The sequence below is a fragment of the Afifella pfennigii DSM 17143 genome (genome assembly GCF_000688515.1).
In the GTDB taxonomy this organism is placed as follows: Bacteria; Pseudomonadota; Alphaproteobacteria; order Rhizobiales; family Afifellaceae; genus Afifella; species Afifella pfennigii.
Map to the genome: position 1 here is coordinate 12,174 of NZ_JHZK01000012.1, position 26,836 is coordinate 39,009.

The window sequence follows — 26,836 nt, forward strand, 5'->3', positions numbered from 1 at the left end:
GCGGCTTCTTCTCCATCGCCGAACTCGGCCATTACGCTCTCGTCCTTGCGCTCGCCCTCTCCCTCATCCAGTCGACCGTGCCTTTGTGGGGCGCGGCGGCACGCGATTCGCGCCTCATCCGCGTCGGCTCGGCGACCTCCATCACCACGCTCTTCTTCGTCGGCCTGTCCTTCGCGGCGCTCGTCTACGCCTATGTGATCTCCGACTTCTCGGTGGAGAATGTGTGGGCGAATTCGCATTCGGCCAAGCCGATGCTCTACAAAGTGACCGGGGTTTGGGGGAACCACGAAGGCTCCATGCTCCTATGGGTCCTGATCCTCGCCCTTTTCGGCGGCCTCGTCGCCATGTTCGGCGGCAATCTGCCGGAGACGCTGAAAGCGCGCGTCCTGGCCGTGCAGGCCTGGGTCGCCTCCGCCTTCCTGCTGTTCATCCTTTTCACGTCCAACCCGTTCATCCGGCTGGATCCGACGCCGGGGGAGGGCCAGGACCTCAACCCGATCCTGCAGGATATCGGTCTGGCCGTGCATCCGCCGCTCCTCTATCTCGGCTATGTCGGCTTCTCCATCGCCTTCTCCTTCGCCGTCGCGGCGCTGATAGAGGGCCGGGTCGACGCCGCCTGGGCGCGTTGGGTGCGGCCGTGGACGCTGACGGCCTGGCTGTTCCTGACGCTCGGCATCTCCATGGGCTCCTACTGGGCCTATTACGAGCTCGGCTGGGGCGGCTGGTGGTTCTGGGACCCGGTGGAGAACGCCTCCTTCATGCCCTGGTTGTCGGGCACGGCGCTTCTGCATTCGGCCATCGTCATGGAAAAGCGCGGCGCGCTGAAAATCTGGACGGTGCTCCTGGCCATCCTCACCTTCTCCCTGTCGCTGCTCGGCACCTTCCTGGTGCGCTCCGGCGTGCTGACGTCGGTCCACGCCTTCGCCACCGATCCGACGCGCGGCGTTTTCATCCTGATGATCCTGGTCCTGTTCATCGGCGGCTCGCTGGCGCTCTTCGCCTGGCGGGCGCCGAGCCTGAAACAGGGCGGGCTGTTCGCGCCGATCAGCCGCGAAGGGGCGCTGTTGTTCAACAACCTCTTCCTGGTGGCGGCGACGGCGACGGTGTTCGTCGGCACGCTCTATCCGCTGGCGCTGGAGGCGGTGACGGAGGAGAAGATCACCGTCGGCGCGCCCTTCTACAATCTCACCTTCGTGCCGCTGATGATCCCTCTCCTTCTGGCGGTGCCCTACGGGCCGATGCTGGCCTGGAAGCGCGGCGACCTCATCGGCGCTTCGCAGCGGCTGGGCGTGGCGATGGGCGTCACGCTTCTGGCGGTGGTGGTGACGCTGGTCTTCACCGGCACGGAAGGCGTCCTGCCGGCGCTCGGCATCGGCCTCGGCATCTGGCTGATCGTCGGCGCGCTCAACGAGCTCGCCGACCGCTCCGGCCTGACGCGCGGCGCCGGGCGGCACGCCCTGTCGCGCTTCATGGGGCTGCCGCGCAGCGCCTTCGCCACGGCGATCGCCCATGCCGGCCTCGGCGTGACGGTGATCGGCATCGTCTCCACAACCTCCTACCAGATCGAGACGATCCGCTCTCTGGAGACGGGAGAATCGCTGCAGGCGGGCGCCTATACCATCACCTATCAGGATTTCATCCCGCAGACCGGGCCGAATTACCGCGAGGACGTCTTCCGCCTCCAAGTATCCAAGGATGGCGAGGATCTGATGACCGTGGCGCCGACCAAGCGCTTCTACGACGCCAGACAGATGGCGACCACGGAGGCGGCGATTGAGACCTTCTGGTTCTCGCAGCTCTACCTGTCGATCGGCGAGCCGCAAGAGGATGGCGGGGTGACGGTGCGTGCCTATTACAAGCCGCTGGTGACGCTGATCTGGATCGGCTCGCTGTTCATGGCGGCGGGCGGCCTTGTCTCGCTCACCGACCGGCGCTTCCGGGTCGGCGCGGCCAAGCCGGCCAAGGTACGCTTGGCGAAGAAACCCCGCACGGCGGAGGCAGGGGCATGAAGCGGCTGTGGATCCCCTTCCTTCTGGCGCTCGGGCTTGTCGCCTTCGCGCCGGCCGGTCAGCTCGCCGGCGTGTCCACCCCGGCGCATGCCGTGGAGCCGGACGAGATGCTCGACGACCCGAAGCTTGAGGCGCGGGCGCGCGAGATCTCGGCGGGGCTGCGCTGCCTTGTCTGCCAGAACCAGTCGATCGACGATTCCAACGCCGAGCTCGCCAAGGATCTGCGCGTTCTGGTGCGCGAGAGGCTGGTGGAGGGCGACAGCAACGCGGAGGTGCGGCAATATCTCGTCGACCGCTACGGCGAGTTCGTGCTCTTGCGCCCGGTCCTCGATGCGGAAAACCTGCTTCTTTGGGTGACGCCGGTGCTGGCGCTCCTCGTCGGCGCCTTCATCGTGCGGCGGCGTTTCCGCCAGAACGCGAGCGCAACGGAGCCGCGGCTTTCGCCCGAAGAGGAAGCAGAGCTTGCAAGCGTTCTGAAGAAAGACCCGGCCGAATAGACAGTTTTTCCGAGCAGTCGGACAAAATTACCAACATTTAATTCCCAAGCCACTGCGCGGTAAGCTGACGCTACCTATTTGTTGGGATGCAGCAGGAAGCTCCCCGTTGCCCCCTATGCGCCTGCTGCGACCTCCAGTCCGCTCCGCGACCCCCCGCGGGGCGGACTTAAGCGAATGCCTGGAGAGAGAGAACAGCATGACGAATAGTAGTAACGGTCGTACCAGGACCAAGAGGTTCCGCAATGCGCTCCTTGCGAGCGCCCTCACCCTGGGAGCCGTCGGCGCGGCAGCCTCTGGCGCCATCCTCAGCGACACCAAGCCCGTCCTTGCCCAGCAAGTGGAAGTGGAGGTGCAAGGCCCGCGCGATTTCACCCAGCTGGTGCAGCGGGTGAAGCCGGCCGTCGTCTCGGTGCGCGTCAAGTCGAAGGTCGATCCGGTCGATTTCCGCGGTCACGGCTTCGACATGCCGAACCTGCCGGACGACAATCCCCTCAACGAATTCTTCAAGCGCTTCGGTCCGCGCTTCGACGATGACGGCGACCGCCCGCGGCGCAGCCCGCATCCGCGCTTCGGCATGAGCCAGGGCTCCGGCTTCTTCATCTCCGAGGACGGCTACATCGTCACCAACGACCATGTCGTCGACGACGCCTCGGAAGTGACCGTGGTGATGGAAGGCGGCAAGGAACTGACCGCCAAAGTCGTGGGCGTCGACGACCGTACGGATCTTGCCCTGCTTAAGGTGGAGGGCGACGGCTACACCTATGTGCCGCTCGCCAACGAGAAACCGCTGATCGGCCAGTGGGTGGTCGCGGTCGGAAATCCCTTCGGCCTCGGCGGCACGGTGACGGCCGGCATCGTCTCGGCCGACGGCCGCGACATCGGCGCCGGCCCCTATGACGATTTCATCCAGATCGACGCGCCGGTGAACCGCGGCAATTCCGGCGGCCCGACCTTCAACATGAAGGGCGAGGTCGTGGGCGTGAACACGGCGATCTTCTCGCCGTCGGGCGGCAATATCGGCATCGCCTTCGCCATCCCCGCCACGGTGGTCTCCGATGTCGTCGCCGAACTGCGCGAGGACGGCACGGTGACCCGCGGCTGGCTCGGCGTGCAGATCCAGCCGGTGACGGAGGACATCGCCGAGGGCCTTGGCATCTCTTCCACGGAGGGCGCCCTCGTCGCCGATCCGCAGGAAGGCGGCCCGGCGAGGGCCGCCGGCATCAAGGCCGGCGACATCATCACCGAGGTCGACGGCAATGCCGTGGACGGCCCGCGCCAGCTCGCGCGCATGATCGCCGCCTACGATCCGGATACGGAAGTGGAGCTGACGGTCCTGCGGGGCGGTGAGGAAGAGAAGCTTACCGTCACGCTCGGCAAGCTCGGCAAGCAGGTGGCTTCCCTCGACAACCAGGGCGGCGAGGATGCCGACGCAACGAGCCTTGCCGGGCTCGGCCTGTCGGTGGAGCCGAACCAGGGCGGCGAGGGCGTCGTCGTGGTCGATGTCAAGCCGGGAAGCGCCGCCGACCAGAAGGGCATCGCCGCAGGCGATGTCATCCTCTCCGCCGGCGGCGAAGAGGTGCGCAGCGGCGGCGAACTGGAAGACCGGATCGCCAAGGTCAAGGGCGCCGGCCGCAAGGCCGTGCTGATGCAGGTGGAGCGTAACGGCAATCCGCGCTTCGTCGCCGTGCCGACCGACCGCAGCTAAGCTCGCAGCGGGGCCGCCAACGCGAAAGATGCGGCCGCCCCGCCTTCAGTATCGGCGCCCGGCCGGTTAAAGTCGCCCCCACCGCCGGCGTCGAGGAGCGGCGGATCGCCCCGCGGTCCGCCGCTTTGCGTTTGAAGAAGGCCTCGGCAAGGGGCGGGGGCAGGTGAAGGATGTTCGTATGCGTATCCTGGTGATCGAGGACGATCAGGAGACAGCCGCCTATCTCGTCAAGGCGCTGAAAGAGGCCGGCCATATCGCCGATCTTGCCCGCGACGGCGAGGCGGGCTTCGCCATGGCGTCGTCGGAGAGCTACGACGTTCTCGTCGTCGACCGCATGCTGCCCAAGCGCGACGGGCTGTCGGTGATCTCGGAGCTGCGGGGCAACGGCGATCGCACACCGGTTCTCATCCTTTCCGCCCTCGGCCAGGTGGACGACCGGGTGAAGGGATTGCGCTCGGGCGGCGACGATTATCTGGCCAAGCCCTATGCCTTCTCCGAGCTTCTGGCCCGCATCGAGGTGCTGGCGCGGCGCAATACGCCGGCGGAGGCCGATACGCGCTACCGCGTCGGCGATTTGGAACTCGACCGGCTGTCGCGCCACGTCTCCCGCGACGGCGAAACCATCTTCCTGCAGCCGCGCGAATTCCGCCTTCTGGAATATCTGATGAAGAACGCCGGCACGGTGGTGACGCGCACCATGCTCCTGGAGAATGTCTGGGACTACCATTTCGACCCCCAGACCAACGTCATCGACGTGCATATCTCGCGGCTGCGGGGCAAGATCGACAAGAATTTCGACCGGCAGCTCCTCCATACGGTGCGCGGGGCGGGATACGTCATTCGCGACGATGCCTAAATCAGGCGCGAGGCCGGCACGTCTCAGGCTGCTACGCACAACCGCCTTCAAGCTGGCGGCGGTGTATCTCGCCGTCTTCGCCGTTTTCGCCGCCTTCCTCATCTTCTACATCGCTAAGAACACCACGCAGCTCATCACCGCGCAGGTCGCGGAGGCAGTCGACGAGGAAGTCAAGGATCTGGCGCGCCATTTCGATGTCGGCGGCATCGGCCGGCTGGCGCGGGTCATCGACCGGCGCAGCCGCCAGCCGGGGGCGAGCCTTTACGTCGTCGTCACGCCCGCTGGCGACATCCTCGTCGGCAATGTCGCCGCCGTGCCGCCGGAAGTGCTGGAAAGCCAGAGTTCGGCGTTGAGGCCCATTCCCTATAGCCGGCTCGATGAAGAGGGTGAGGCCGGCGAGCATGTGGCGCTGGCGCGGGTCTTCGCCATGCCGGGCGGCTTCCGCCTGCTGGTCGGGCGCGATATCGGCGAGCGCCAGCACTTCGTCGCCGTCATCCGCCAGGCGCTGTTCCTCACCGTCGGGCTGATGGTGGTGCTCGGCCTGGCGAGCTGGATCTTCGTCTCGCGCCGCGTCCTGAAGCGGATCGACTCCATCTCCGCGACGAGCCGCCAGATCATGAGCGGCGACCTTTCGGGACGGCTGGAAGTCACCGGAACGGCCGACGAATTCGACCGGCTGGCCGTCAGCCTCAACGCCATGCTGGCGCGCATCGAAGCGCTGATGGCGGGGCTGAAACAAGTCTCCGACAACATCGCCCACGACCTGAAGACGCCGCTGACGCGCATGCGCAGCCGTGTGGAGCAGGCGCTGGCGCGGGCGGAGGATGTGGAGCAATGCAAGGACACGCTGGCGGCGACGCTGGAGGACGCCGACCAGCTTATCCGGACCTTCGACGCGCTGTTGATGATCGCGCGCACGGAAGCCGGCTCTTCCGGGCTCGCCTTCGCCAAGACGGATGCGGCGGCCATCGTCGCCGACATGGTGGAGCTCTACGAGCCGGTGGCGGAGGAGGCCGGCGTGACGCTCGCCGCCGAGCCGCAAGAGGGACCGGTCGCCTTCATCGGCAACCGCGAGCTCGTCAGCCAGGCCATCGCCAATCTGGTCGACAACGCCATCAAGCATGCCAGCGAGGTGGAGGAGCCGCGCGTGACGATCAGCCTCTGCCGCGTCGAGGGCGCGCTGGAAGTGGCCGTCAGCGATAACGGGCCGGGCATTCCCGAAGCCGACCGCGCCCGTGTCGTGGAGCGCTTCGTGCGCCTCGACGAGAGCCGCAGCCGGCCCGGCTTCGGCCTCGGCCTGTCGCTGGTGGCGGCCGTCGCCAAGCTGCATGAGGGGCATTTGCGGTTGGAAGACGCCGCGCCGGGCCTTAGAGCTGTGCTGGTTTTACCGGAGCAGGAAGAGCCCGAGAATGAGCCAGACGCCGCTCAGGGAAAGACTGACGCCGCTGCCGCGCTCGCCTGAGGGCGAAAAGGCGCTGGAGCAGCTTGCGCATGCCGCCCGGCGTCAGGGGAAGGAGACGGAGCTGGAGGCGCTTCTCGCCGAGGAGGCGGTGAAGGACTTCCTCGCCGCCGCGCTCGGCGACTGCCCCTATCTCCTGGACCTCGCCGCCAAGGATATCGACCGTCTTGCCGCCATCCTCGCCGAGGCGCCGGAAGCGACCGTCGCGAAGGCGATCGCGGCGCTGAAGGCGCTGGAGGATCCTGACGAGAAGAGCCTGATGGGGGATCTGCGCCGCGCCAAGCAGAAGGTGGCGCTGACGCTGGGGCTCGCCGATCTTGCCGGCGCCATCGACCTGGAAGGCGTGGTGCGTCCGCTTTCCGATTTCGCCGATGCGGCGCTCGATGCGACGCTCTCCCATCTCCTCTGCGAGGCGCGGCGCCAGGGCAAATGGCAGGGGGGCGGACCGGAAGTGTGCGGCCTTACCATCCTCGCCATGGGCAAGCACGGGGCGCGCGAGCTCAACTATTCCTCCGACATCGACCTCATCGTGCTCTTCGACCCGGAGCGGCCGGGGCTTGCCGAGGGCGTGGAAGCGCAGCCCTTCTGGGTGCGCGTCGTGCGCCGCATCGTGCATATCCTGCAAGAGCGCACGGCGGACGGCTACGTCTTTCGCGTCGATCTCAGGCTGCGCCCCGATCCGGGCGCCACGCCGGTCGCCATCTCCGTGCCCGGGGCGCTCTCCTACTATGAGAGCATGGGGCAGAACTGGGAGCGGGCGGCGCTCATCAAGGCGCGGCCGGCGGCGGGCGAGAAGGCCTGCGGGCGCGCCTTCCTCGACGAGCTCGCCCCCTATATCTGGCGCAAATATCTCGATTTCGCGGCCATCGCCGACATCCATTCCATCAAACGGCAGGTGCATGCCCATCGCGGCCACGCCAAGGTGCGCGCGGCCGGGCACGACCTGAAGCGCGGGCGCGGCGGCATTCGCGACATCGAGCTTTTCGCCCAGACGCAGCAGCTCATCGGCGGCGGGCGCGACGCCGATCTGCGCTGCCTCAGGACCCGCGACACCCTCAAGGAGCTGGCGGAGAAGAACTGGATCGAGGCATCGGAGGCGGCGACCCTGGACGCCGCCTATGTGTTTCTGCGCCAGATCGAGCACCGGCTGCAGATGGTGCGCGACGAGCAGACCCACACCATGCCGCAGGAGGCGGAGGGCGTTGCCCGCATTGCGCGTCTTGCCGGCTACGACAGCCCCGGCGCCTTCGAGGCGGAGCTTTTGAAGCATCTTCACGCCGTGGCGGAGAGCTATCAGGCGCTTTTTGAGGAAGCGCCCTCGCTTTCCGACGAACTCGGCAATCTCGTCTTCACCGGCGGCGAGGATGATCCGGAGACGCTGAAGACGCTCTCCGGCCTCGGCTACAAACAGCCGGAGAACGTCACGGAGGCGATCCGCGCCTGGCATTTCGGCCGCTATCAGGCGACCCGCTCCACCAAAGCGCGCGAGCGGCTGACGGAGTTCACCCCGGCGCTTCTGGCGGCGCTGGCGGAGACGAGCGACCCCGACCACGCCTTCCGCGCCTTCGATTCGCTGGTGCGCAAGCTGCCGGCGGGCGTGCCGCTGTTCTCGCTTCTCGCCGCCAATCCGACGCTTCTGGAGCTCATCGCCCTCATCCTCGGCGCTTCGCCGCTGCTGGCCGATACGGTGGCGGAGCGCCCGCATGTCATCGACCTTCTGACGGAGCCGGACCTTCTCGCCGAGCCGCTCAGCCGGGAGGGCCTGGCCGAGCAGCTCGCCGCCAGCTTCCGCGACGCCAAGGGCTACGAGGACAAGCTCGACCGGGCGCGGGCGTTTGCGCGCGAGATGCGCTTTCTCATCGCCGTCAAGGTGCTCGCCGGAGCGATGGACGCCGCTTCCACCGGCGGCGCCTATGCCGATCTCGCCGAGGTGGTGATTAAGGGCCTGTTTGCCGCGGTGCTGGAGGAATTCGCCCGCCGCCATGGCAAGGTGCCGGGCGGAGAGGTGGCGCTCTTAGCGCTCGGCCGGCTTGGCAGCCGGGAGATGACGGCGACCTCCGATCTCGATCTCATCGTCGTCTACGACTATCCGGAGGAAAGCGGCGAATCGGACGGCGAGCGGCCGCTCGCGCCGAGCCAGTATTACACCAGGCTGACGCAGCGCTTCGTCACGGCGCTTTCGGCGCCGACGGCGGAAGGGGCCGCCTATGAGGTGGATTTGCGCCTCAGGCCGTCCGGCCGCGCGGGCCCGCTCGCCACGCGGCTCTCCGCCTTCTCCCGCTATCAGCGCGAGGAGGCCTGGACCTGGGAGCATATGGCGCTGTGCCGGGCCAGACCGATCCTCGGCGATGCGGCGCTCGCCAACGAGGTCGCGGCGGTCGTCAAAGAGGTGCTGTCGCGCAGGCGTGAGGACGGCAAGCTGAAAGCCGATATCGTCTCCATGTACGAGCGGCTGCAGGCGGAGAAGGGCGGCACGGATCCGTGGCAGCTGAAGACGGTGCGGGGCGGGCTCATCGATCTGGAGTTCCTTGCCCAATATCTCGTGCTTTGCGGCGCCGTGGCGCCGGAGCCGGCGCCGCCGGCGCGCATCTTCGCGGCCGCCAAGGCGGCGGGGATGGCGGGTGAGTGGGACAGCTTGATCGGCTCCGCGCGGCTGCAGGCGGCGCTCTTGCAGGGGATACGCCTCATCGGCCTGGAGGCGGCGCGCGCACCCGCGGAGACGGCGGAGGGCACCAGGCGGCTGCTGCTCAAGCTGGCCGGCGCGGCGCTGGGCGAGGAGGGCGAGAGGACCTTCTCCTCCTTCCCGGCCTTGGTGGAGCGCCTGACGAAGACGCAGGAGGAGACGCACCGCCTCTTCGCCGCCATGCTGGAGGCGGCCGGACCCGCACCCGGCAAGGAGGAAGCTGCCGGCGCTGCCGGAGCCGCCGCCGGCCCTTTCAACGGGAAATGAGCCTATCCATGAGCCAAAAGACCGCCGGGGCGTGTCTGTGCGGAACCGTCCGATTTGAAATCGACGGCGCGTTCGAGAGCTTCTTCCTGTGCCATTGCCGGCGCTGTCGCAAGGATACCGGCTCGGCGCATGCGGCCAATCTGTTCTCCACGGTGGCGAGGATCACCTGGCTGTCGGGGCGCGAGAGCATCAAGAGCTACCGCGTTCCAGCGAGCCGCCACGAAAAGAGCTTCTGCGAAAGATGCGGGTCCGCGCTTCCGCGCGTGCAAGCGGGGGGCGCCTCGCTGGTGGTGCCGGCAGGAAGCCTCGATGGCCCGGTCGGCATCCGACCGAGCGCGCATATCTGCTTCGCGGAGCGGGCGGAATGGGATGAGCGCCTGGAAGACATTTCCAGGATCGACGGGCTTCCGGACTGATCGGGTCGGCCCTATCGGCGAGCGCAAGATGAAACGGGCCGGCGCATCGGCATTGCGGCAGGAGCTGCAACGGCCGCGGATGCAGATTGCGCGCCGAAGACGGTTTGCCGAAGCGGCCTCGTCGTATTAAGTCCTCCATATCTATTGGGACGGCGACGCCCGGGGGCAATCCGCCGACGAGCCGACAACGCGATGACAGGCGGTCGCCCGCGATTGCCGAGGGGAGAGCACGCCTCGTGGCATTTCAGAACGCCATCCTCTTCCTCGCCGAGCTCGCCATCTATTTCGTCGTCATGGCCGGTCTGTTCCGCCTCCGGCATCAACTCGGCATCGGCATCTTTTTCTGCGCCCTCGGCGCGATGCATTTCCTGGAAACCTATCTGGCGGCGATCCTCTACATTCCCTTCATCCTGGAGACGGCGATCTCTCCAGGCTCCACCATCCTTTTCACCGGCAAGCTGGTGATGCTGCTCCTCGTCTATATCCGCGAGGATGCCCAGACGGTGCGCCAGCCGATCTACGGGCTGCTCATCGGCAACGCGCTCACCGTGACGCTGGTGTTCCTGTTGCGCAGCCACGAAGTGGCGCCGACGGCGGGCCGCACTCCCGATTTCACCTTCATGAACGAGATGGGCTGGCTGATGGTCTGGGGCACGGTGCTGCTCTTCGTCGACAGCATCCTGCTCATTCTGCTCTACGAGCGGCTGGGGCGCTGGCTGCGCCGCTTTCAGGCGCTGCGCCTGTCGCTCAGCGCGGCGGCGGTCCTCACCCTGGACCAAATCGGTTTCTGGCTGGCGCTGCATCTCCTCGTCGGGGCGCCGGCAAGCGTGCTCGTTGGCGGCTGGATCGCCAAGATGATCACCGCCTGCATCTACGGCGTCCTGGTGTGGGCATATCTGCGCTATGTGGAAAGCAGCCCGGTCCTGGTGCCGCGGCCGCAGCGCATCGCCGACATCTTCGATCTTCTGACCTACCGCGAGCGCTACGAGCATCTTCTGGAAACGGTGGGGCGCGACAAGCTCACCGGCGCCTACGACCGTAGCCGACTGCCGCTGGAGGAAAAGCGCAGCGCCGAGATGTTTCGACGCCAACGCATCTCGTTCTCCGTTCTCGTCGTCGATATCGACCGCTTCAAGCCGATCAACGACGAGTTCGGCCATGCCGCCGGCGACCGGGTGCTGCGCGACATCGCCGCCGGGATGCAAGCCTCGCTGCGCAAGGAGGACCGGTTGATCCGCTACGGCGGCGACGAATTCGTCATCTGCTGCAACGGCCTCGATGCGCGCAAGGTGGAGGCGCTGTCGAAGCGGATCGAGGCCCGCATCGCCGGGCTCAGTCATGAAGGGATCGACCGGCGCGTCACCGTCAGCATCGGTTGCGCGACGGCGCCCGACGACGGGACGAGCTTCGACGATCTGTTCTCGCGCGCCGATCGCCGGCTCTACGCGGTGAAGAAATTGCGGCATGCGGGCGAGACGGCGCGCGGAGCTGGAAAGAGCGGCGGCGAGGGCCAGGAGACGACGCCCGCCTGAGGCTTCCGGTGCGGATCCTCGCTTGCCTCAGAGCCTATCCGCCTCGCGATCACGCCGTTCCGACGCCGCAGGCGGCAAGGCCAGGCGGCAGTCTGAACATCACATCCATGCGAGTGGGAAAAGGTGCCGGGCGGCGGGGGGATGCCGCCCGGCGTGCTGCGGCCTACCAGATCGCTGGGAGGCCGCGGTGGGAACCGGCGATGATGTTGGCGGTGTAGAAGGGGTTCGCCCCCGCTCGTGTTCCATGGCCGGCCGCTGCGATATCGGCACAGGTTTCAAGCACCGCCGCCGTCTCGGGCGTCTCGGCCCTGGCAAATCCCGCTATCGCGGCCAAGGTGAGGCCGCTTGCCGTCAGTAGCTTCACGAACATCTATGTCTCCAGCTGAGTTCAAGGTTCAGTGGGAAGAGCGAAGACCGCGCCTTGCGGCGCGACCCTCAATGATAGGTGCGCGCCGGCGCCTCCAAAAGGCCGCGCAGCACCTCGCACGGAACCGGCATCAGCCGCTGTCCGCGCGCATCCAGAACGGAGGCGAAGCTGAGCGCCGCCTCCAGAGGCTCCTTGCGGTCGGCGAAGCCGCAGAAACGCTCAAGGCAGTAGTCGAGGCAGGCGCCGTCGCGGTTCTGGCAGGCGGCGATCATGGAGACCGCCAGGCATTCGTCGCGGCCGATATGCGGACAGCCGGAGGCGAAGCAACGGATGGGATCGATGCGCCAGTGGAAGACGGCACGCACCCAATGGGCGAGCTGGGAGACGGCATCGCGCGCCTCGTCCTCGCCAAGCCGCTCGGCAAAGAGGTTCCAGGCCTCGTTCCAGCGTTCGATCTCGCCCTCCTGGTAGCCGCCGACCCAGAGGCGAAAGCCGTTGACGACGAGGCTCTCGGCGGGGCGGATGAGATACCCGCAGGCACCCGCGAAAGGGCAGGCGCAGCCGGTCATGCGCGATCCTCAAGCACGAGGCGCACAATGCCGGCGTGGCGACACAGCGGAAAGAGGGGAGCGCTTTGGAGCGAGACGGCAGGCGCACAGACGCCGCACCGGCTCGCCGCGGCGGGCAAGCAAATCTCAGACATGACGTCCTCCAATCGAAAGGGTTCAAGGCCCTGACATCAAAGGATGATGCGGCGCATGCCGCAGCGATGCGGAGCGAAGCAAAAGGCTCCGCCGGCGTCAAATACTATCTTCTGGAGCTATTCCAAGAAGACCCGGCGTCGCAGCCTGCGGCGCGGGCCAGGGCGGCAAGCAGCCAGCGGTGTTAAGATTTCGTTAAGATTAACGGACGTGGTTAATTGGCATGGTTAAGTCCTTCTTAAGCAATCAAGTCTATTTCTCGTGGCGTTGAACGGCCAATCCGCTTTCCGTGTGCCGCAAACGAGATGAGGACGATTATGCTGACCCGTGCGATGATGGCGCTTGCTGCCGGCGTCACGGCCTTCACCGCGGCCCCGGCGGTCCATGCCGCAGACCTTCTTCCGCCGCTCGTGCAGCCCGAGCCGGTGCCGGTGCCCCCGGTCTTCGGCGGCTGGTATCTTCGCGGCGATATCGGCATCACCAATCAGGGTGTGGACGACCTCAACAACGCCGTCGTCCAGACGGCGGCCTCCTGGGAATGGGTGAACGAGCCGAACTTCGACAGCGGCGGGCTCGCCGGCCTCGGCTTCGGCTACCAGTTCAACCAATGGGCCCGCGTCGACATCACCGGCGAGTATCGCGGCAAGACCAGCTTCCACGCCTTCGACCGCTACGACACCAACGGCAATGGCTATCTGCCGGGCGACACCGACAACGGCACCAACCAGTATTCGGGCATGAAGTCGGAATGGCTGTTCCTGGCGAACGCCTATTTCGACCTCGGCTCCTGGAACGGCTTCTCGCCCTATGCCGGTGCCGGTATCGGCGTGTCGCGCAACACCATCCACGGCATCACCGATATCAACGACCGCACGGGCGGTGGCGGCTATGGCGAGGAGAACAGCGAATGGCAACTCGCCTGGGCGCTGCATGCGGGCCTTGCCTATCAGATGACGCCGAACCTCGCCATCGACCTTGGCTACCGCTATGTCAGTCTCGGCGATGCCAGTTCCAAGGACATCCGCGACTTCAACGGCAACAGCGCCATCTACAACCCGGCTGAGTTCGAGGATCTCTACTCGCACGACATCAAGTTGGGCCTGCGCTACACCTTCGGCGCCCCCGCGCCGGTCTATGCAGAGCCGGTCGTCGCTTCCTACTGAGCCGACTGCGAAGCCAAGCCTCCTCTCTCTCTAGCCTCGGGTGGGACGGCGCTGCCGCCCCGCCCTTTTTCGTGCGCGCCTTTTTCGTGCATGGGGGGCAGGGGAAAAGCGGGCGCGGCGCAAACGTCGCAGTTGCGCATCGGCGAGCCTTTCTCTAGAGCGGTTCGTGGGACACCCCTCCCCAACGAGGGGCACCTATCTGAAAGGATAGACGGACATGACCACGTTACCGCAGCCGGCAACGCGCCCGGCCAATCCCCGTTTTTCTTCCGGACCCACGACCAAGCGCCCCGGCTGGACGCTGGAGGCGCTTTCGGACGCCTTCCTCGGCCGCTCCCACCGCGCCAAGGGCGGCAAGGCCAAGCTGAAGCAGGCCATCGAGGAGACCCGCGCGCTCCTTGGCGTGCCGGAAGACTACCAAATCGGCATCGTTCCCGCCTCCGATACCGGCGCCGTGGAAATGGCGCTGTGGTCGATGCTCGGCGCACGCGGCGTCGACGTCCTCGCCTGGGAAAGCTTCGGCGCCGGCTGGGTGACGGATATCGTCAAGCAGCTGAAGCTTGAGGACGTGCGCGTCCTGGAAGCGCCCTATGGCGAGATCGTCGATCTTGCCGACGTCGATTTTTCCCGCGACGTCGTCTTCACCTGGAACGGCACCACCTCCGGCGTGAAGGTGCCCGACGGCGACTGGATCGCGCAGGATCGCGAGGGGCTGACCATCTGCGACGCTACCTCGGCCGCCTTCGCCCAGAAGCTGGCCTTCGACAAGCTCGATGTCGTCACCTTTTCCTGGCAGAAGGTGCTCGGCGGCGAGGCGCAGCACGGCATGCTCATCCTGTCGCCGCGGGCGGTGGAACGGCTGGAAAGCTACAGCCCGGCCTGGCCGCTGCCGAAGATCTTCCGCATGGTGAAGGGCGGCAAGCTCAACGCGGAGATCTTCGAAGGCGCCACCATCAACACGCCGTCGATGCTCGCCGTGGAGGATTATCTCGATGCGCTCGCCTGGGCGCGCAGCATCGGCGGTCTCGAGAAACTGATCGCCCGTGCCGATGCCAACACCGCCGCCATCGCGGCCTGGGTGGAGGCCACGCCCTGGGTCGATTTCCTCGCCAAGGACCCGGCGCTGCGCTCCAACACATCCGTCTGCCTGAAGATCGTCGATCCGGCGGTGACGGCGCTCTCCGAAGCCGAGCAGGCGGCCTTCGCCAAGGCGCTGACGGCAAGGCTGGAGGCGCAAGGCGTCGCCTTCGACATCGGCGCCTATCGCGACGCGCCTCCGGGCCTCAGGATCTGGTGCGGCGGCACGGTGGAGACCTCCGATATCGAGGCGCTGACGCCCTGGCTTGACTGGGCCTTCGCCGAGGAGATGAACGCCGCCAGAAAGGCCGCGTAAAGATGGCTCTCGCCCGCAGGACAGCGCCTGCGGGCGCCGCTTCCCGAAAACTGAAACGTTGAAGCCAGAATCCGGCGCGGCCTTGTCGCGCGCGGCCGGAGCGGCTCATCTTGCAAGGAACTTCTCGATGCAAAAGCCCCGCGTTCTCATTTCCGACGCTCTTTCCGACACGGCGGTGAATATCTTCGCCGACCGCGGCCTGGAGGTCGATTTCCAACCCCAGCTCGGCAAGGACAAGGAGGCGCTTCTCGCCGCCATCGGCGACTATGACGGCCTTGCCATCCGCTCCGCCACCAAGGTGACGGCAAAGCTCCTGGAGGCCGCGCACAAGCTGAAAGTGATCGGGCGTGCCGGCATCGGCGTCGACAATATCGACCTGCCGGCGGCCACGGCCAAGGGCATCATCGTCATGAACACGCCCTTCGGCAATTCCATCACCACGGCCGAGCACGCCATCGCGCTGCTGTTCGCCTGTGCCCGCCAAATCCCGGCGGCCGACGCCTCCACCCAGGCCGGCAAATGGGAGAAGTCGAAATTCATGGGCGTGGAGATCACCGGTAAGACGCTCGGCGTCATCGGCTGCGGCAATATCGGCTCGGTGGTGGCGCGGCGGGCGATCGGGCTTTCCATGAGGGTGGTGGCCTACGACCCGTTCCTGTCGCCTGAACATGCCGCCGATCTCGGCGTGGAGAAGGTGGAGCTCGACGAGCTCTTGCGCCGTGCCGACTTCATCACCCTGCACACCCCTTTGACCGACAGGACGCGCAACATCATCGACGCGGCGGCCATCGCCAAGATGCGCCATGGCGTGCGCATCGTGAACTGCGCCCGCGGCGGGCTCGTCGAGGAGGCGGCGCTGCGCGAGGCCCTGGAGGCCGGCAAGGTCGCGGCGGCCGGCATCGACGTCTTCTCTGAGGAGCCGGCGACGAGCAACGTGCTCTTCGGCGCGCCCAACATCGTCTGCACGCCGCATCTGGGGGCCTCCACCTCCGAGGCGCAGGAGAATGTCGCCCTGCAGGTCGCCGAGCAGATGGCCGACTATCTGACCACCGGCGCCGTCACCAACGCCCTCAACATGCCGTCGATCTCGGCGGAGGAGGCGCCTCGGCTGACGCCGTTCGTCAAACTCGCCGAGCAGCTCGGCTCCTTTGCGGGGCAGCTGACGGAGACCGGCGTCAGCAAAGTCAGGATCGAATACGAGGGCCTTGTCGCCGACATGAACACCAAAGCGATGACGGCGGCGGCGCTGACCGGCTTCCTGCGCCCGCTCCTGCAGACCGTCAACATGGTCTCCGCCCCGGCGGCGGCGAAGGAGCGCGGCATCCAGGTGGAGGAGGTGCGGCGCGAGCAGCGCGGCGCCTACGAGACTTACATCCGGTTCACCGTGCATACGGAGAAGCAGGAGCGCTCCGTCGCCGGCACCGTCTTCGCCGACGGCAAGCCTCGCATCATCCAGATCAAGGGCATCAACATGGAGGCGGAGCTTTCGGAGCTGATGCTCTACATCACCAACTTCGACAAGCCCGGCTTCATCGGCCGCATCGGCACGCTGCTCGGCGAGAACGGCGTCAATATCGCCCGCATGCAGTTCGGCCGCGACTACGAGGGCGGCAACGCCATCGCGCTCGTCTCCATCGATCAGCCGGTTTCGGGCGAGCTGATGGGGGCGATCAACCGCATCGAGAACGTGCAGCAGGTGAAGCCGTTGACGTTCTGAGGCGCCGGCAGAGAAGAAACCGGGCGGGGCGCGGCCCCGCCCGCCGCTTTCTGCGCCCAAGCCTGCGGCTATCTCCATCATCCAGTTGCGCTGGAAAGCCGGGCAGCCAGCTTGCGACAGGCCGGCAAAGCTGCTGCGACAGACTGCCCGCCCCAATGCTCCGCCGCGGCGCGAAGACGAACCGACCTCGAAGGCAGCCTCCGCGGGACAAGGTGTCGTGACCGAACCAACGGTTGACGGCGGGGGGCAAATGAGGGCACTCGCTCTTCGGTTTTCTCAAGCGCCTTCCAGAAAGGCTTTCTCAACATGGCGAATGTGGTGGTCGTCGGCTCGCAATGGGGCGACGAGGGCAAGGGCAAGATCGTCGACTGGCTGTCGGAGCGCGCCGATGTGGTGGTGCGTTTCCAGGGCGGGCACAATGCCGGGCACACGCTCGTCATCGACGGCGTCTCCTACAAGCTGAGCCTGCTTCCCTCGGGCGTGGTGCGCGCCGGCAAGCTCGCCATCATCGGCAATGGCGTGGTGCTCGACCCGCACGCGCTGATTGCCGAAATCGACCGGCTGGCCGAGCAGGGCGTGAAGGTGACGCCCGATAGCCTCAGGATCGCCGACAACGCGGCGCTGATCTTGTCGCTGCACCGGCGTCTCGACGGGCTGCGCGAGAACGCCGCCGCGCCCGGCGCCAAGATCGGCACGACACAGCGCGGTATCGGCCCGGCCTACGAGGACAAGGTGGGACGGCGGGCCATCCGGGTGATGGATCTGGCCGAATGGGAGACGCTGCCCGGCAAGATCGACCGGCTCCTGGTGCACCACAACGCGCTCCTGAAGGGCCTCGGCGAGAAGGAAGTGACGCCGGAGGAAATACTCGCCGAGCTGGAGGACGTCCGCGAGCGGGTGGTTCCCTATTGCGATACGGTCTGGGCGCTCCTGGAGAAGCGCCGACGGGCCGGGGATCGTATTCTCTTCGAAGGCGCGCAGGGCGCGCTCCTCGACATCGATCACGGCACCTATCCCTATGTGACCTCTTCCAACACGGTGGCAGGGCAGGCGGCGACCGGCTCCGGCCTCGGGCCCTCGGCCATCGACTACGTGCTCGGCATCACCAAGGCCTATACGACGCGCGTCGGCGAGGGGCCGTTTCCGACGGAGGACGACGGCGAGGTCGGCAATTTCCTCGGCGAGCGCGGGCGCGAATTCGGCACGGTGACGGGCCGCAAGCGGCGTTGCGGCTGGTTCGATGCGGCGCTGGTGCGCCAGACGGTGAAGGTCTCCGGCATCAACGGCATCGCCCTGACGAAGCTCGACGTCCTCGACGGGCTGAAGGAAATCAAGGTGTGCGTCGGCTACGAGCTCGACGGCGAGCGGCTCTCCTTCCTGCCGGCGGGCGCGGCGGCGCAGACGCGGCTTACACCTGTCTATGAGACGATGCCCGGCTGGGCCGGCTCCACCGCGGGAGCGCGCAGCTGGGCCGAGCTGCCGGCGGAGGCGGTCAAATATGTGCGCCGCATCGAGGAACTCATCGAAGCGCCGGTCGCGATGCTATCGACGAGCCCAGAACGTGTCGATACCATCCTTGTCCGTGACCCATTTCAGGACTAAGCCTTGCCCTTGAGGTCAAGGCCACGTCATTCTTCGAGCCCTATGCCCGATTACGTCGCGATTCTTAGACGCTCTATCGCCAGCCTGCCCGAGGACGGGCCGGAGATCCGGCAGGCCGTCTACGAGCGGGCGCGCTCCGCGCTCGCCCGCCAGCTCACCTCCGTGGAGCCGCCACTGCCGGCGGATGAGATCGAGGCGCATCACCAGGCGCTGGAAGAGGCGATCGAGACGGTCGAGACCGAATTCCTCGCCCAGGAGCCGGAGGCAAAGCCACAGGAGGAGCCACCCGCGGAGGCGGCCAAACCGGCCGCCGCCGAAGCCGAGGCGACGAAGAAAGCGGAGAAAAAGCCGGCGGTGGCGGGCGAGAGCGCCGGCGAGAAAAGGACAGAGGCCGGCAAGGCGAAAGACGCCAAGCCCTCCGAAGCGGAACCCACCGAAGGCAAAGCTTCCGACGCGAAGTCTGGCGATGGGAAGGCTGGCGACGCCAAAACCGGGGCGGCGGCCGCGGCCGGCGGGGCGATAGCGGGCGGCGCAGCCGACATGTCATCCAGAGGCCACGAGGCGCGCGAGCGCCTCGGCAAGGCTTCGGCCGGCAAGGCTCCGGCAGACAAAACCTCAACGGACAAGGGCGCCTCAACGAATAAGGGCGCGGCGGACAAGAGCTCGGCGGGCAAGAGCTCGGCTGAAAAGCCGGGAGCGGTTTCGGGTGCGGGCAAGACAGACAAGCCGAAAGGCCCGCCTCCGCCGCCCATCGGCGAGGAGCCCCCGCCCTATCCCTCGGAGAAGGTGGAGACCTCGCGCGCCCCGACGATGGTGGCGCTCGTCCTCATCTTGTTGATCGTCGCCGGCGTCGGCGCGGTGGTCTACTCGCAATGGGAGACGATCGTCACCGCCTATCACGACATCACCGCGCCGCGGAGCGGGGAGGGCGAGGAAGGGGAGGCGGACATGTCCGCGCCCGCTGACGAGACGGAAATGGCGGGCCGGGAAAGCCCGGCGGGGGAAACCGCCGACGAGGCGCCCGCCTCGCCGCTGACCGGCCAGGTGGAACCCGACCGGGTGGAAGGCAAGGACGAGGACCGGCTGCTTTCCGCCCCGCCGACGTTGCCCTCCACGCCGCAGATCAGCGAGGAGCCGGCAGGGGAAGCGCCCGCGGGCACGCCGGGATCGGAGCTCGCCAGTCCGGCGGGGCCGGAAGCGCAGTCGGAGGACCAGACGCCACCGCTGGTGGGGCAGCGGGCGATCTTCTACGAGCAGGGCGCCGACGGCGCCGCCGGCCAGGCGATCACCGGCGCCGTGGCCTGGGAGGATGTGGAGCGCGACGATGGCACGCCGGCCATCCAGGCGAGCATCGATATCCCCGAGCGCAGCGCCGTTGTGACGATCACCATCTACAAGAACAACGACGTCGCCCTACCGGCGAGCCATCTCATCGAGATCGGCTTTTCCGGCGGATTGGTCGAGGATACGCGCGTGGAGCGTGTTCCCGCCCTGGTCTTGAAGCCGAACGAGCAGGCGCGCGGCCAGCCGCTTGCCGGGGCGGCCGTCAACGTCACGGAGGCGCTCTTCTGGATCGCGCTTGCCGATACGCAGGAGCAGGTGGAGCGCAATCTGGAGCTTCTGAGAAGCGGCTCCTGGTTCGACCTGCCGATCCTCTTCGCCAGCGGCCAGCGGGCGCTGATCACCTTCGAGAAGGGCATTCCCGGCGACAAGGTGTTCGAGAACGTCATGCAGAAATGGGGCTCCTAGGAGCCCCATTCCGGTTCGCGGCGTAGCTCCCTCAGTTCAGCGCCGGGGCGTAGGCGGAAAGCTCCGGCAGCTCCTCAACCAGACCCTGCTCCTTCATGAAGTCGGCGAAGCGCCGGTAGCGCAGCGTGTCGAGCGCCGCCGGGCTCTTGGCAAAGCGCGGCAGGGTGTCGACGAAGGCACGGCGGTTGAGCTCGTCGTCGAGGTCCGGATGGGCCTTCAGGAAGAGCCGCAGCGCTTCGTCGGGATGGTTGGTGAGATAGAGCGTGGCCTTCTCCACCGCCGCCAGGAAGCGCCGCAGGCGCTCGTCGGCGAGCTTGTCGGCATGGGCGAGGTAGATGAGCTCGTCATAGGCCGGCACGCCATGCTCCTCCGGATAGAAGGCAAGGCCTGGCCGTCCCTCGATGTCGAGCTGATTGAGCTCGAAATTGCGGAAGGAGCCGATGACCGCGTCGACGCGGCCGGCAAGCAGCGCCGGCGACAAGGCGAAATTGACGTTGACCAGCTTCACGTCGTCAAGGCTGAGGCCGGCATCGGCGAGCATCATCTTCAACAGCGCGTCCTCAAAGCCGCCGACGGAAAAGCCGACCGTCTTGCCTTCAAGGTCGGCGAGCGAGGTGATCTCGCCGTCCTTGAGGGCCACCAGCGAGTTGAGCGGCGTTGCCACCAGCGTGCCGAAGCGGGCGAGGGGAAGACCCTCGGCGACCTGCAGATAAAGGTTCGGCTGGTAGGAGATGGCGATATCGGCCTCGCCGGCGGCGACGAGGCGGGGCGGGGCGCTCGGATCGGCCGGCGGGATGATTTCCACCTCAAGGCCTTCCTCGGCGAAATAGCCCTTCTCCTCGGCAATGACGAGGGGGGCGTGATCTGGATTGACGAACCAGTCGAGAAGGACGGTGAGGCGCTCGGCAGCGGCGGCCGGGCTCGCCAGGAGCAGAAGCGAGAGAAGACAAGCGAAGAAACGGGCGGTCATGGGGTTCCTTTCTTAAAGGGGGGATCGGGATCAGGCGGAGCGCGTCTCGCCCGGTACCCAGGCGATCAGGCGGGCCAGCAGTAGATCGACGGCAAGGCGCAAGAAGATCGCCATCGCCGCCAAAAGGAAGAGGGCGACGAAGACCTTGTCGGTCTGCATGCGGGCATTGGCCTGCAGCATGACGAAGCCGAGGCCGGCGGAGGCGCCGACCCATTCGCCGACGACAGCGCCGATGGGGGCGACGGAGACGGCCACACGCAGACCGGAGGCAAGCGAGGGCAGGGCGGCGGGAATGCGGATCAGCCGGAAGGTGGCGGCGCGCGAGGCGCGGTTGAGGCGGGCGAGGTCGAGGAGGCCGGGATCGGTGCGTTTCAACCCGTCGGCGAAGGAGGTGGCGACCGGGAAGTAGATGATAAGCCCGGCCATGACGACCTTGGAGGCGATGCCGAACCCGAACCAGATGACCAAAAGCGGTGCGATGGCGAAGACCGGCAGCGCCTGGCTGGCCGCCAGGAGCGGCATGGCAAGACGCTCCAGCGTCGGCGAGGCGACGACGAGGATGGCGGTGGCGGCGCCGAAGGCGGTGCCGACGGCAAGGCCGACGATGATCTCGGCGAGGGTGACGCCGGCTTCGGAGAGGTAGTAGGCCGGCATCGCCAGGAAGGCGGAGAGGAGCGCGCTCGGCGCGGGCAGGATATAGGCTGGCACGCCGCTCGCCCGCACCAGGGCCTCCCACACAAAGAGCGAGAAGAGAAGGAGAAGAAGGCGCAAGCCGAAGATGCCCAGCACGAAGCCCTTTCTGGCATGGACCATGCGGTGCTGGAGAGACGGCCCGTCCCTTCGCCGGCATGACCCGGATCAGGTTCAAAGGGTTCGGCCGAGGTCACGGCCATCTCAGCGCGAACATTCGCGCACCCCTCGGATAGGCCCGTTGTAGCGCGAGAAAAGGGGGCTTGGAAAGGGCGTTCGGCGCATGGGTGCCGGACGGGTGACAAGCTGGCGCAAGACCGCTAGAGGCGAAATGATGTCCGTCCTGGCCGCGCCTTTCCGCTGGATCTTCAATCAGCCCTATCTGCTCCTGACGCTGGCGCCGCTTTTCTGGGCCGGCAACGCGGTGGTCGGCCGCGCGGTGGTGGAGGCCTTCCCGCCGGTGCTCCTGGCGCAGTTTCGCTGGATCGGCGCGGCGCTCCTCATCCTGCCCTTCGCCTGGCGCTACATCCGGGCCGACTTACCGGTCATCCGCCGGCATTTCTGGCCGCTGACGCTCCTGACCCTGAGCGGCATCACCGTCTTCAACACGCTGCTCTACACCGCGCTCGCCTATACGACGGCGCTTAACGTGGTGCTCTTGCAGGCGGCGATCCCGCTGGCCATCGCGCTCATCGTCTTCTTCCTCTACCGCGAGCGGCTGACCGGGGGGCAGCTCGCCGGCATCCTCGTCTCGCTCTTCGGCGTGGCCACCATCGTCTCGGGCGGCGATTGGCGCGTGCTGGCGGAGCTGGAGCTCAATCCGGGCGATGCCATCATGCTCTTCGCCGTCTTCGTCTACGGCCTTTACTCCTCGCTCCTGAAGCGCCGGCCGGCGCTGCACTGGCTGAGCTTTCTCGGCGTCACCGTCACTTGGGGGGCGATTCTCCTCCTGCCGGCGACGGCCTTCAGCCTGGCGCGCGGGGCGGAGGTGACGATAAGCGCCGGCACCTTACTCGCCGGCATCTACGTCATCCTGTTTCCCTCCGTCTTGTCCTATATCTGCTTCAACCGCGGCGTCGATCTCGTCGGCCCGAACCGGGCGGGGCCCTTCTTCCACCTGGTGCCGCTCTTCGGGGCGTTGATGTCGGTCGTGCTTCTCGGCGAGCCCTTCACGCTCGCCCATGCGGTCGGTGCCACCTGCATCCTCGGCGGCGTTTTCGTCGCCAGCCGCAGACGCAGGAATCGGGTGGAGCCGCCCGAGATGACGCCTTAATCCGCGCCAATGACCACCGGGACCATACCACCTGGCCGCCAGAGCGCGGCAGCGCTCTCCCTCGACCTTCAGAGCTGTGCACTGCTCATCCTCCTGTCGCTGCTATGGGGCGGCTCGTTCCTGTTCATGCGCGTCGCGGGCGAGGAGATCCCGGTCCTCACGCTGGTTTTCCTGCGCGTGGCGCTGGCGGCGCTGGCCCTGCATGCGGTGATCATCGCCAGCGGGCGGCGCTATCCGGCGAGCGGGCGGATCTACGGGCGGGCGCTCGTCATGGGCGTCGTCAACAACGCCATCCCCTTCACCCTCATCGTCTTCGCCACGGTGCGCATCGGAGCCGGGGCCGCGGCCATCCTCAACGCCATGACGCCGATCTTCACGGTGCTTCTGGCCCATCTTCTGACCGCCGACGAGAAGATGAACGCGCGCAAGATGACGGGGGTTCTTCTCGGCTTCGCCGGCGTTGCGGTGATGATCGGCCTGCCGGCGCTGCAGGGCCTTTCGCGCGAGCTTATCGCCGCGCTCGCCATGCTGGGGGCGACGACCGCCTACGGGCTTTCGGCCGTCATCGGAAAGGGCTTCCGCGAGGTCGATCCGGTCGTCGCCTCGGCGCTGCAGCTGACCGCCTCCAGCCTCATCATGGCGCCCATCGCTTTCGCCGTGGACGCGCCGCTTTCCCTGCCCATGCCGAGCTGGCCGGCCATTTTCTCAACCCTCGCCTTCGCGCTGTTTTCCACGGCGCTCGCCTATGTGCTGTTCTTCCGCATCCTGGCGCGGGCCGGCGGCACCAACGTGGCGCTGGTGACGCTGCTCGTGCCGGTCAGCGCGGTGGCACTCGGCGCCTTCTTCCTCGGCGAGCGGTTCGGGCTCGGCGAAATCGCCGGCATGGCGCTCATCGGCGCCGGGCTTCTGGCGATGGACGGGCGGGTGCTGGCAGCGCTGGCGCGCCGCAGCGGGCGGCCGGGAACGTGAGGGACTGAGGCTCAGCCCTCGGCTTCGACGAGACGCTGCTGGGCGCCGCGGTCACGCTCCTTGGCGGCGCGGACCATGGCTTTCTGCACCTTCTCGAAGGCCCGCACCTCCAGCTGGCGCACGCGCTCGCGCGAGACGTTGAACTCGCCCGACAGCTCCTCCAGCGTCAGCGGGTCCTCCGACAGGCGGCGGGCCTCGAAGATGCGCCGCTCGCGCTCGTCGAGCACCTCGATGGCCTCGCGCAACATCTCACGGCGCTGCTCCATCTCGTCCTGTTCAATGAGGCTCGCTTCCTGGCTCTGAGCACCTTCGTCGGAGAGCCAGTCCTGCCATTCGCCGCCACCCTCGCCCTCACCGGCGCGGATCGGCGCGTTCAGCGAGGCATCGCCGGAAAGCCGGCGGTTCATGGAGATGACCTCCTCCTCGCTGACCTTCAGCCGCTTGGCGATCTGCGCCACCTGCTCGGGACGCAAGTCGCCCTCCTCCAAGGCGGAGATCTGGCTTTTGGCCTTCCTGAGGTTGAAGAACAGCCGCTTCTGGTTGGCGGTGGTGCCCATCTTCACCAGCGACCAGGAGCGCAGGATGTATTCCTGGATGGCGGCCCTGATCCACCACATGGCATAAGTGGCGAGGCGGAAGCCCTTCTCCGGATCGAAGCGCTTGACCGCCTGCATGAGGCCGACATTGCCCTCCGAGATCACCTCGCCGATCGGCAGGCCGTAGCCGCGATAGCCCATGGCGATCTTGGCCACGAGCCTCAGATGGCTCGTCACCAGCTTGTGTGCGGCCTCGCGGTCGCCATGCTCCTGGTAGCTCTTGGCGAGGATATACTCCTCCTGTGGCTCCAGCATGGGGAACCTGCGAATCTCGTCGAGATAGCGCGACAATCCGCCTTCGGCGGACGACACGACCGGAATGTTGCCTGTGGCCATGATCGCTGCCTGTCAAAAGAATGGGTCAAGAGGATGGCGCGGGCGCTTTTATGCACCCTGCCAACAGCTGCGTCTCACGTTAACGGAAACACGCTGGTTCGCGTATCTCTGTGACATTTGTCACAAACCGGCTTGCGTCAAGCTTTGGTGCGCCGCGATGCAGCCGGCGGAGCGGCCCGCAGCGCCTCCACCAGCGCCGCCATATCGGCCTGCAACGGGCTCTCAAAGCGCATGATCTCGCCGCTTTTCGGATGGGCGAAGACGAGGAGCCTTGCATGTAGCGCCTGACGGCCCAGACGCTGCAGCGCCGCAGCCGCCGGCGCGGCAAGCCGCGCCGTCTTGCTTTGGAAGCCGGCGCCGTAGAGCGGATCGCCGAGAAGCGGATGGCCGATATGGGCCAGATGTACGCGGATCTGATGCGTGCGGCCGGTCTCCAGGCGGCAGGCGAGGAGGCTGACGAGATCGCCGGCAAAGCGCTCCTTCAGGCGATAATGGGTGAGGGCATGGCGCCCGCCGGGACGCACGGCGCGCTTCTCGCGGTTCTTCGGGTCGCGGTCCAAAGGCGCTTCGACGGTGCCGGCGGGGAGGGAAGGCACACCCCAAACGAGCGCGGCGTATTCGCGCTGAAGCGGGCCGGTGCGCCCGTGATCGGCGAATTGCGCGGCGAGCGCCTGGTGGGCGGCGTCGTTCTTGGCGACGACGAGAAGGCCGCTCGTCTCCCTGTCGAGGCGATGGACGATGCCGGGGCGCTTGACGCCGCCGATGCCGGAAAGGCTGCCGGCGCAATGATGAAGAAGGGCGTTGACGAGGGTTCCCTCATAGGCGCCGGGGGCGGGATGCACGACCATGCCGGCCGGCTTGTCGACAACGATGATATCGGCATCCTCATAGACCACGTCGAGGGCAATGGGTTCCGGCGCGGGCACGGCCTCTTCCGGTGCCGGCAGGCGCACCTTGACCGCCTCGTCCGGTTTGACCCGGTAGCCGGGCTCGTCTAGTTTCCGCCCGCCGACGCGCACATGGCCTTCCTTAATGAGCGTCTTGAAGCGGGTGCGCGAGACGCCCTTCTCGCGGCCGGCCAGAAAGGCGTCGAGACGCTGCCCCGTCTCGGCGGCATCGACGGTGTAGTTCAACAGCCTTTCCTGCGGAGACATGCAGCCCAACCGTCCCAACGATCCCCGCCTTGCCCGTGCGGCGCCGCGCCACGAGGCGGAGGAGGAGCCGCTCGACCCGGCGGCCGAGCGTGTGCGCCGGCGCCTGGTGCGTCTCCTGATGATTTCCTTCGGCACCCTTTTCCTCGGCTTTGTCGCCGTGTTCGGGGCGATTGTCTACAAGCTCGGCCTTTTCGGCGGGCCGCAGGAGCAGCCACAGGCGCCGAGCGCGGCTCCCTCGCCGCCGCTGCCGGTCGGCGGGCCGACCAGCGCGTTGATGCCCGTGCCGGAAGGGGCGCGCATTCTCTCCACGGCGATCGACGGGAGCCGCATCCTCCTCCATCTGCAGGGCAGGGATGGGGATGAAGAGCTCCTGGTCGTCGATGCGGCGAGCGGGACGATCGTCAACCGGCTTACTCTGGTGCGGGTGCCCTAGAGAAGTCAGTCCGAGAGCGGCTCGGGCCCTGGCAAGACGAGGGCGTGGCGCGCCATCTGCCTCGCTTTTCGGCTTGACAGATTTGAATCGAATGACGGCGAAATGACTTGCCGACAGGGCCGGCGGGCGGGCTCCAGCACCCCGTCCCCGCAATTCACCGCCATCAACCCGACGCGTTTGCGCCAGCGCGCGCTTTGGAGCATGCTTCAGTCGTCGCAAGGGATCGTCTTCGGAAGGTTCCTTGGAGCCAAGCTGGACCGATTGGGCTGGCGATGACCCGGCCTTCACGGGCGGGGCGG

The 26,836-nt window shown here is 67.0% G+C and carries 22 protein-coding genes and 1 riboswitch; of the genes, 16 read left to right on the forward strand and 6 right to left on the reverse strand.

Annotated features, from left to right (window positions below; all coding sequences use genetic code 11):
- Positions 1–14 precede the first annotated feature (14 nt).
- The 8 genes from Q331_RS0110190 (at position 15) to Q331_RS21030 (ending at position 11,424) form a co-directional block, all read left to right on the forward strand.
- A complete protein-coding gene (locus tag Q331_RS0110190) occupies positions 15–2,009 on the forward strand; it encodes a heme lyase CcmF/NrfE family subunit (protein WP_026380598.1) in 1,995 nt (664 codons plus the stop codon).
- Positions 2,006–2,506: a cytochrome c-type biogenesis protein gene (locus Q331_RS0110195; RefSeq protein ID WP_026380599.1), complete on the forward strand. Its 501-nt coding sequence runs from the start codon at positions 2,006–2,008 to the stop codon at positions 2,504–2,506. Before Q331_RS0110190 ends, Q331_RS0110195 begins: the two co-directional genes overlap by 4 nt.
- A gap of 196 nt (positions 2,507–2,702) precedes the next feature.
- Entirely contained in the window at positions 2,703–4,211 is a 1,509-nt protein-coding gene (locus tag Q331_RS0110200) for a Do family serine endopeptidase (RefSeq protein ID WP_026380600.1), read from the forward strand.
- Between the two features lie 178 nt (positions 4,212–4,389).
- Positions 4,390–5,067: a response regulator transcription factor gene (locus Q331_RS0110205; protein WP_034491792.1), complete on the forward strand. Its 678-nt coding sequence runs from the start codon at positions 4,390–4,392 to the stop codon at positions 5,065–5,067.
- A gap of 61 nt (positions 5,068–5,128) precedes the next feature.
- The gene (locus Q331_RS21020; protein ID WP_322786498.1) at positions 5,129–6,529 is read left to right on the forward strand and encodes a sensor histidine kinase; all 1,401 of its coding nucleotides are present in this window, start codon (positions 5,129–5,131) and stop codon (positions 6,527–6,529) included.
- The gene (locus Q331_RS21025; RefSeq protein WP_051630992.1) at positions 6,477–9,476 is read left to right on the forward strand and encodes a bifunctional [glutamine synthetase] adenylyltransferase/[glutamine synthetase]-adenylyl-L-tyrosine phosphorylase; all 3,000 of its coding nucleotides are present in this window, start codon (positions 6,477–6,479) and stop codon (positions 9,474–9,476) included. Before Q331_RS21020 ends, Q331_RS21025 begins: the two co-directional genes overlap by 53 nt.
- A gap of 8 nt (positions 9,477–9,484) precedes the next feature.
- A complete protein-coding gene (locus tag Q331_RS0110220) occupies positions 9,485–9,892 on the forward strand; it encodes a GFA family protein (RefSeq protein WP_026380602.1) in 408 nt (135 codons plus the stop codon).
- A 236-nt stretch (positions 9,893–10,128) separates the two neighbouring features.
- On the forward strand, positions 10,129–11,424 hold the full coding sequence (locus Q331_RS21030; RefSeq protein WP_034491795.1) for a GGDEF domain-containing protein: 1,296 nt from the start codon (positions 10,129–10,131) through the stop codon (positions 11,422–11,424).
- A gap of 163 nt (positions 11,425–11,587) precedes the next feature.
- Here Q331_RS21030 and Q331_RS0110230 read toward each other — a convergent pair whose 3' ends face one another.
- Together Q331_RS0110230 and Q331_RS21035 are read right to left on the reverse strand one after the other, a co-directional pair.
- Positions 11,588–11,794 carry a hypothetical protein gene (locus Q331_RS0110230; protein WP_026380603.1) on the reverse strand — a complete coding sequence of 69 codons (207 nt, stop codon included), beginning with the start codon at positions 11,792–11,794 and terminating at the stop codon, positions 11,588–11,590.
- Positions 11,795–11,859: 65 nt separating this feature from the next.
- Positions 11,860–12,360: a hypothetical protein gene (locus Q331_RS21035; RefSeq protein WP_051630996.1), complete on the reverse strand. Its 501-nt coding sequence runs from the start codon at positions 12,358–12,360 to the stop codon at positions 11,860–11,862.
- 449 nt (positions 12,361–12,809) lie between these two features.
- Here Q331_RS21035 and Q331_RS0110240 point away from each other — a divergent pair, with 449 nt between their 5' ends.
- From Q331_RS0110240 to Q331_RS0110260, 5 genes are all read left to right on the forward strand, one after another.
- Positions 12,810–13,655 (forward strand): outer membrane protein, encoded by an 846-nt coding sequence (locus tag Q331_RS0110240; protein ID WP_156953314.1) that lies wholly within the window; start codon positions 12,810–12,812, stop codon positions 13,653–13,655.
- Between the two features lie 217 nt (positions 13,656–13,872).
- Positions 13,873–15,048 (forward strand): phosphoserine transaminase, encoded by a 1,176-nt coding sequence (locus tag Q331_RS0110245; protein ID WP_026380605.1) that lies wholly within the window; start codon positions 13,873–13,875, stop codon positions 15,046–15,048.
- Between the two features lie 127 nt (positions 15,049–15,175).
- Positions 15,176–16,765, forward strand: coding sequence for a phosphoglycerate dehydrogenase (serA, locus tag Q331_RS0110250; RefSeq protein ID WP_026380606.1), 1,590 nt, complete (start codon positions 15,176–15,178; stop codon positions 16,763–16,765).
- A gap of 306 nt (positions 16,766–17,071) precedes the next feature.
- A complete protein-coding gene (locus Q331_RS0110255; protein ID WP_026380607.1) occupies positions 17,072–18,367 on the forward strand; it encodes an adenylosuccinate synthase in 1,296 nt (431 codons plus the stop codon).
- Positions 18,368–18,409: 42 nt separating this feature from the next.
- Positions 18,410–20,116 (forward strand): hypothetical protein, encoded by a 1,707-nt coding sequence (locus Q331_RS0110260; RefSeq protein ID WP_026380608.1) that lies wholly within the window; start codon positions 18,410–18,412, stop codon positions 20,114–20,116.
- 31 nt (positions 20,117–20,147) lie between these two features.
- On the opposite strand, the gene Q331_RS0110265 is transcribed toward Q331_RS0110260, so the two are convergent.
- Entirely contained in the window at positions 20,148–21,086 is a 939-nt protein-coding gene (locus Q331_RS0110265; RefSeq protein WP_026380609.1) for an ABC transporter substrate-binding protein, read from the reverse strand.
- Positions 21,087–21,116: 30 nt separating this feature from the next.
- The gene (locus Q331_RS0110270; RefSeq protein ID WP_051630998.1) at positions 21,117–21,899 is read right to left on the reverse strand and encodes an ABC transporter permease; all 783 of its coding nucleotides are present in this window, start codon (positions 21,897–21,899) and stop codon (positions 21,117–21,119) included.
- A gap of 5 nt (positions 21,900–21,904) precedes the next feature.
- Positions 21,905–22,015: riboswitch (TPP riboswitch) on the reverse strand.
- A 95-nt stretch (positions 22,016–22,110) separates the two neighbouring features.
- Between Q331_RS0110270 and Q331_RS0110275 the strand changes: the two genes are divergently transcribed.
- A complete protein-coding gene (locus Q331_RS0110275) occupies positions 22,111–23,049 on the forward strand; it encodes a DMT family transporter (protein WP_156953315.1) in 939 nt (312 codons plus the stop codon).
- A gap of 9 nt (positions 23,050–23,058) precedes the next feature.
- On the forward strand, positions 23,059–24,018 hold the full coding sequence (locus Q331_RS0110280) for a DMT family transporter (RefSeq protein ID WP_051630999.1): 960 nt from the start codon (positions 23,059–23,061) through the stop codon (positions 24,016–24,018).
- An 11-nt stretch (positions 24,019–24,029) separates the two neighbouring features.
- On the opposite strand, the gene rpoH is transcribed toward Q331_RS0110280, so the two are convergent.
- A complete protein-coding gene (gene rpoH / locus Q331_RS0110285) occupies positions 24,030–24,950 on the reverse strand; it encodes an RNA polymerase sigma factor RpoH (protein WP_026380613.1) in 921 nt (306 codons plus the stop codon).
- 137 nt (positions 24,951–25,087) lie between these two features.
- Positions 25,088–26,104, reverse strand: coding sequence for an RluA family pseudouridine synthase (locus tag Q331_RS0110290; protein ID WP_026380614.1), 1,017 nt, complete (start codon positions 26,102–26,104; stop codon positions 25,088–25,090).
- Here Q331_RS0110290 and Q331_RS21040 point away from each other — a divergent pair.
- Positions 26,103–26,537, forward strand: coding sequence for a hypothetical protein (locus Q331_RS21040; protein WP_051631002.1), 435 nt, complete (start codon positions 26,103–26,105; stop codon positions 26,535–26,537). The two genes, Q331_RS0110290 and Q331_RS21040, sit on opposite strands and share 2 nt — an antisense overlap.
- Positions 26,538–26,836 lie beyond the last annotated feature (299 nt).

Coding starts and splice junctions, on each gene's coding strand:
- Q331_RS0110240 (WP_156953314.1), top strand. CDS start 12,810: ATGCTGACCCGTGCGATGATGGCGCTTGCTGCCGGCGTCACGGCCTTC.
- Q331_RS0110200 (WP_026380600.1), top strand. CDS start 2,703: ATGACGAATAGTAGTAACGGTCGTACCAGGACCAAGAGGTTCCGCAAT.
- Q331_RS0110230 (WP_026380603.1), bottom strand. CDS start 11,794: ATGTTCGTGAAGCTACTGACGGCAAGCGGCCTCACCTTGGCCGCGATA.
- Q331_RS0110245 (WP_026380605.1), top strand. CDS start 13,873: ATGACCACGTTACCGCAGCCGGCAACGCGCCCGGCCAATCCCCGTTTT.
- Q331_RS0110280 (WP_051630999.1), top strand. CDS start 23,059: ATGACCACCGGGACCATACCACCTGGCCGCCAGAGCGCGGCAGCGCTC.
- Q331_RS0110270 (WP_051630998.1), bottom strand. CDS start 21,899: ATGGTCCATGCCAGAAAGGGCTTCGTGCTGGGCATCTTCGGCTTGCGC.
- Q331_RS0110265 (WP_026380609.1), bottom strand. CDS start 21,086: ATGACCGCCCGTTTCTTCGCTTGTCTTCTCTCGCTTCTGCTCCTGGCG.
- Q331_RS0110220 (WP_026380602.1), top strand. CDS start 9,485: ATGAGCCAAAAGACCGCCGGGGCGTGTCTGTGCGGAACCGTCCGATTT.
- Q331_RS21025 (WP_051630992.1), top strand. CDS start 6,477: ATGAGCCAGACGCCGCTCAGGGAAAGACTGACGCCGCTGCCGCGCTCG.
- Q331_RS0110275 (WP_156953315.1), top strand. CDS start 22,111: ATGTCCGTCCTGGCCGCGCCTTTCCGCTGGATCTTCAATCAGCCCTAT.
- rpoH (WP_026380613.1), bottom strand. CDS start 24,950: ATGGCCACAGGCAACATTCCGGTCGTGTCGTCCGCCGAAGGCGGATTG.
- Q331_RS0110290 (WP_026380614.1), bottom strand. CDS start 26,104: ATGTCTCCGCAGGAAAGGCTGTTGAACTACACCGTCGATGCCGCCGAG.
- Q331_RS0110205 (WP_034491792.1), top strand. CDS start 4,390: ATGCGTATCCTGGTGATCGAGGACGATCAGGAGACAGCCGCCTATCTC.
- serA (WP_026380606.1), top strand. CDS start 15,176: ATGCAAAAGCCCCGCGTTCTCATTTCCGACGCTCTTTCCGACACGGCG.
- Q331_RS0110260 (WP_026380608.1), top strand. CDS start 18,410: ATGCCCGATTACGTCGCGATTCTTAGACGCTCTATCGCCAGCCTGCCC.
- Q331_RS21035 (WP_051630996.1), bottom strand. CDS start 12,360: ATGACCGGCTGCGCCTGCCCTTTCGCGGGTGCCTGCGGGTATCTCATC.
- Q331_RS21040 (WP_051631002.1), top strand. CDS start 26,103: ATGCAGCCCAACCGTCCCAACGATCCCCGCCTTGCCCGTGCGGCGCCG.
- Q331_RS0110195 (WP_026380599.1), top strand. CDS start 2,006: ATGAAGCGGCTGTGGATCCCCTTCCTTCTGGCGCTCGGGCTTGTCGCC.
- Q331_RS0110255 (WP_026380607.1), top strand. CDS start 17,072: ATGGCGAATGTGGTGGTCGTCGGCTCGCAATGGGGCGACGAGGGCAAG.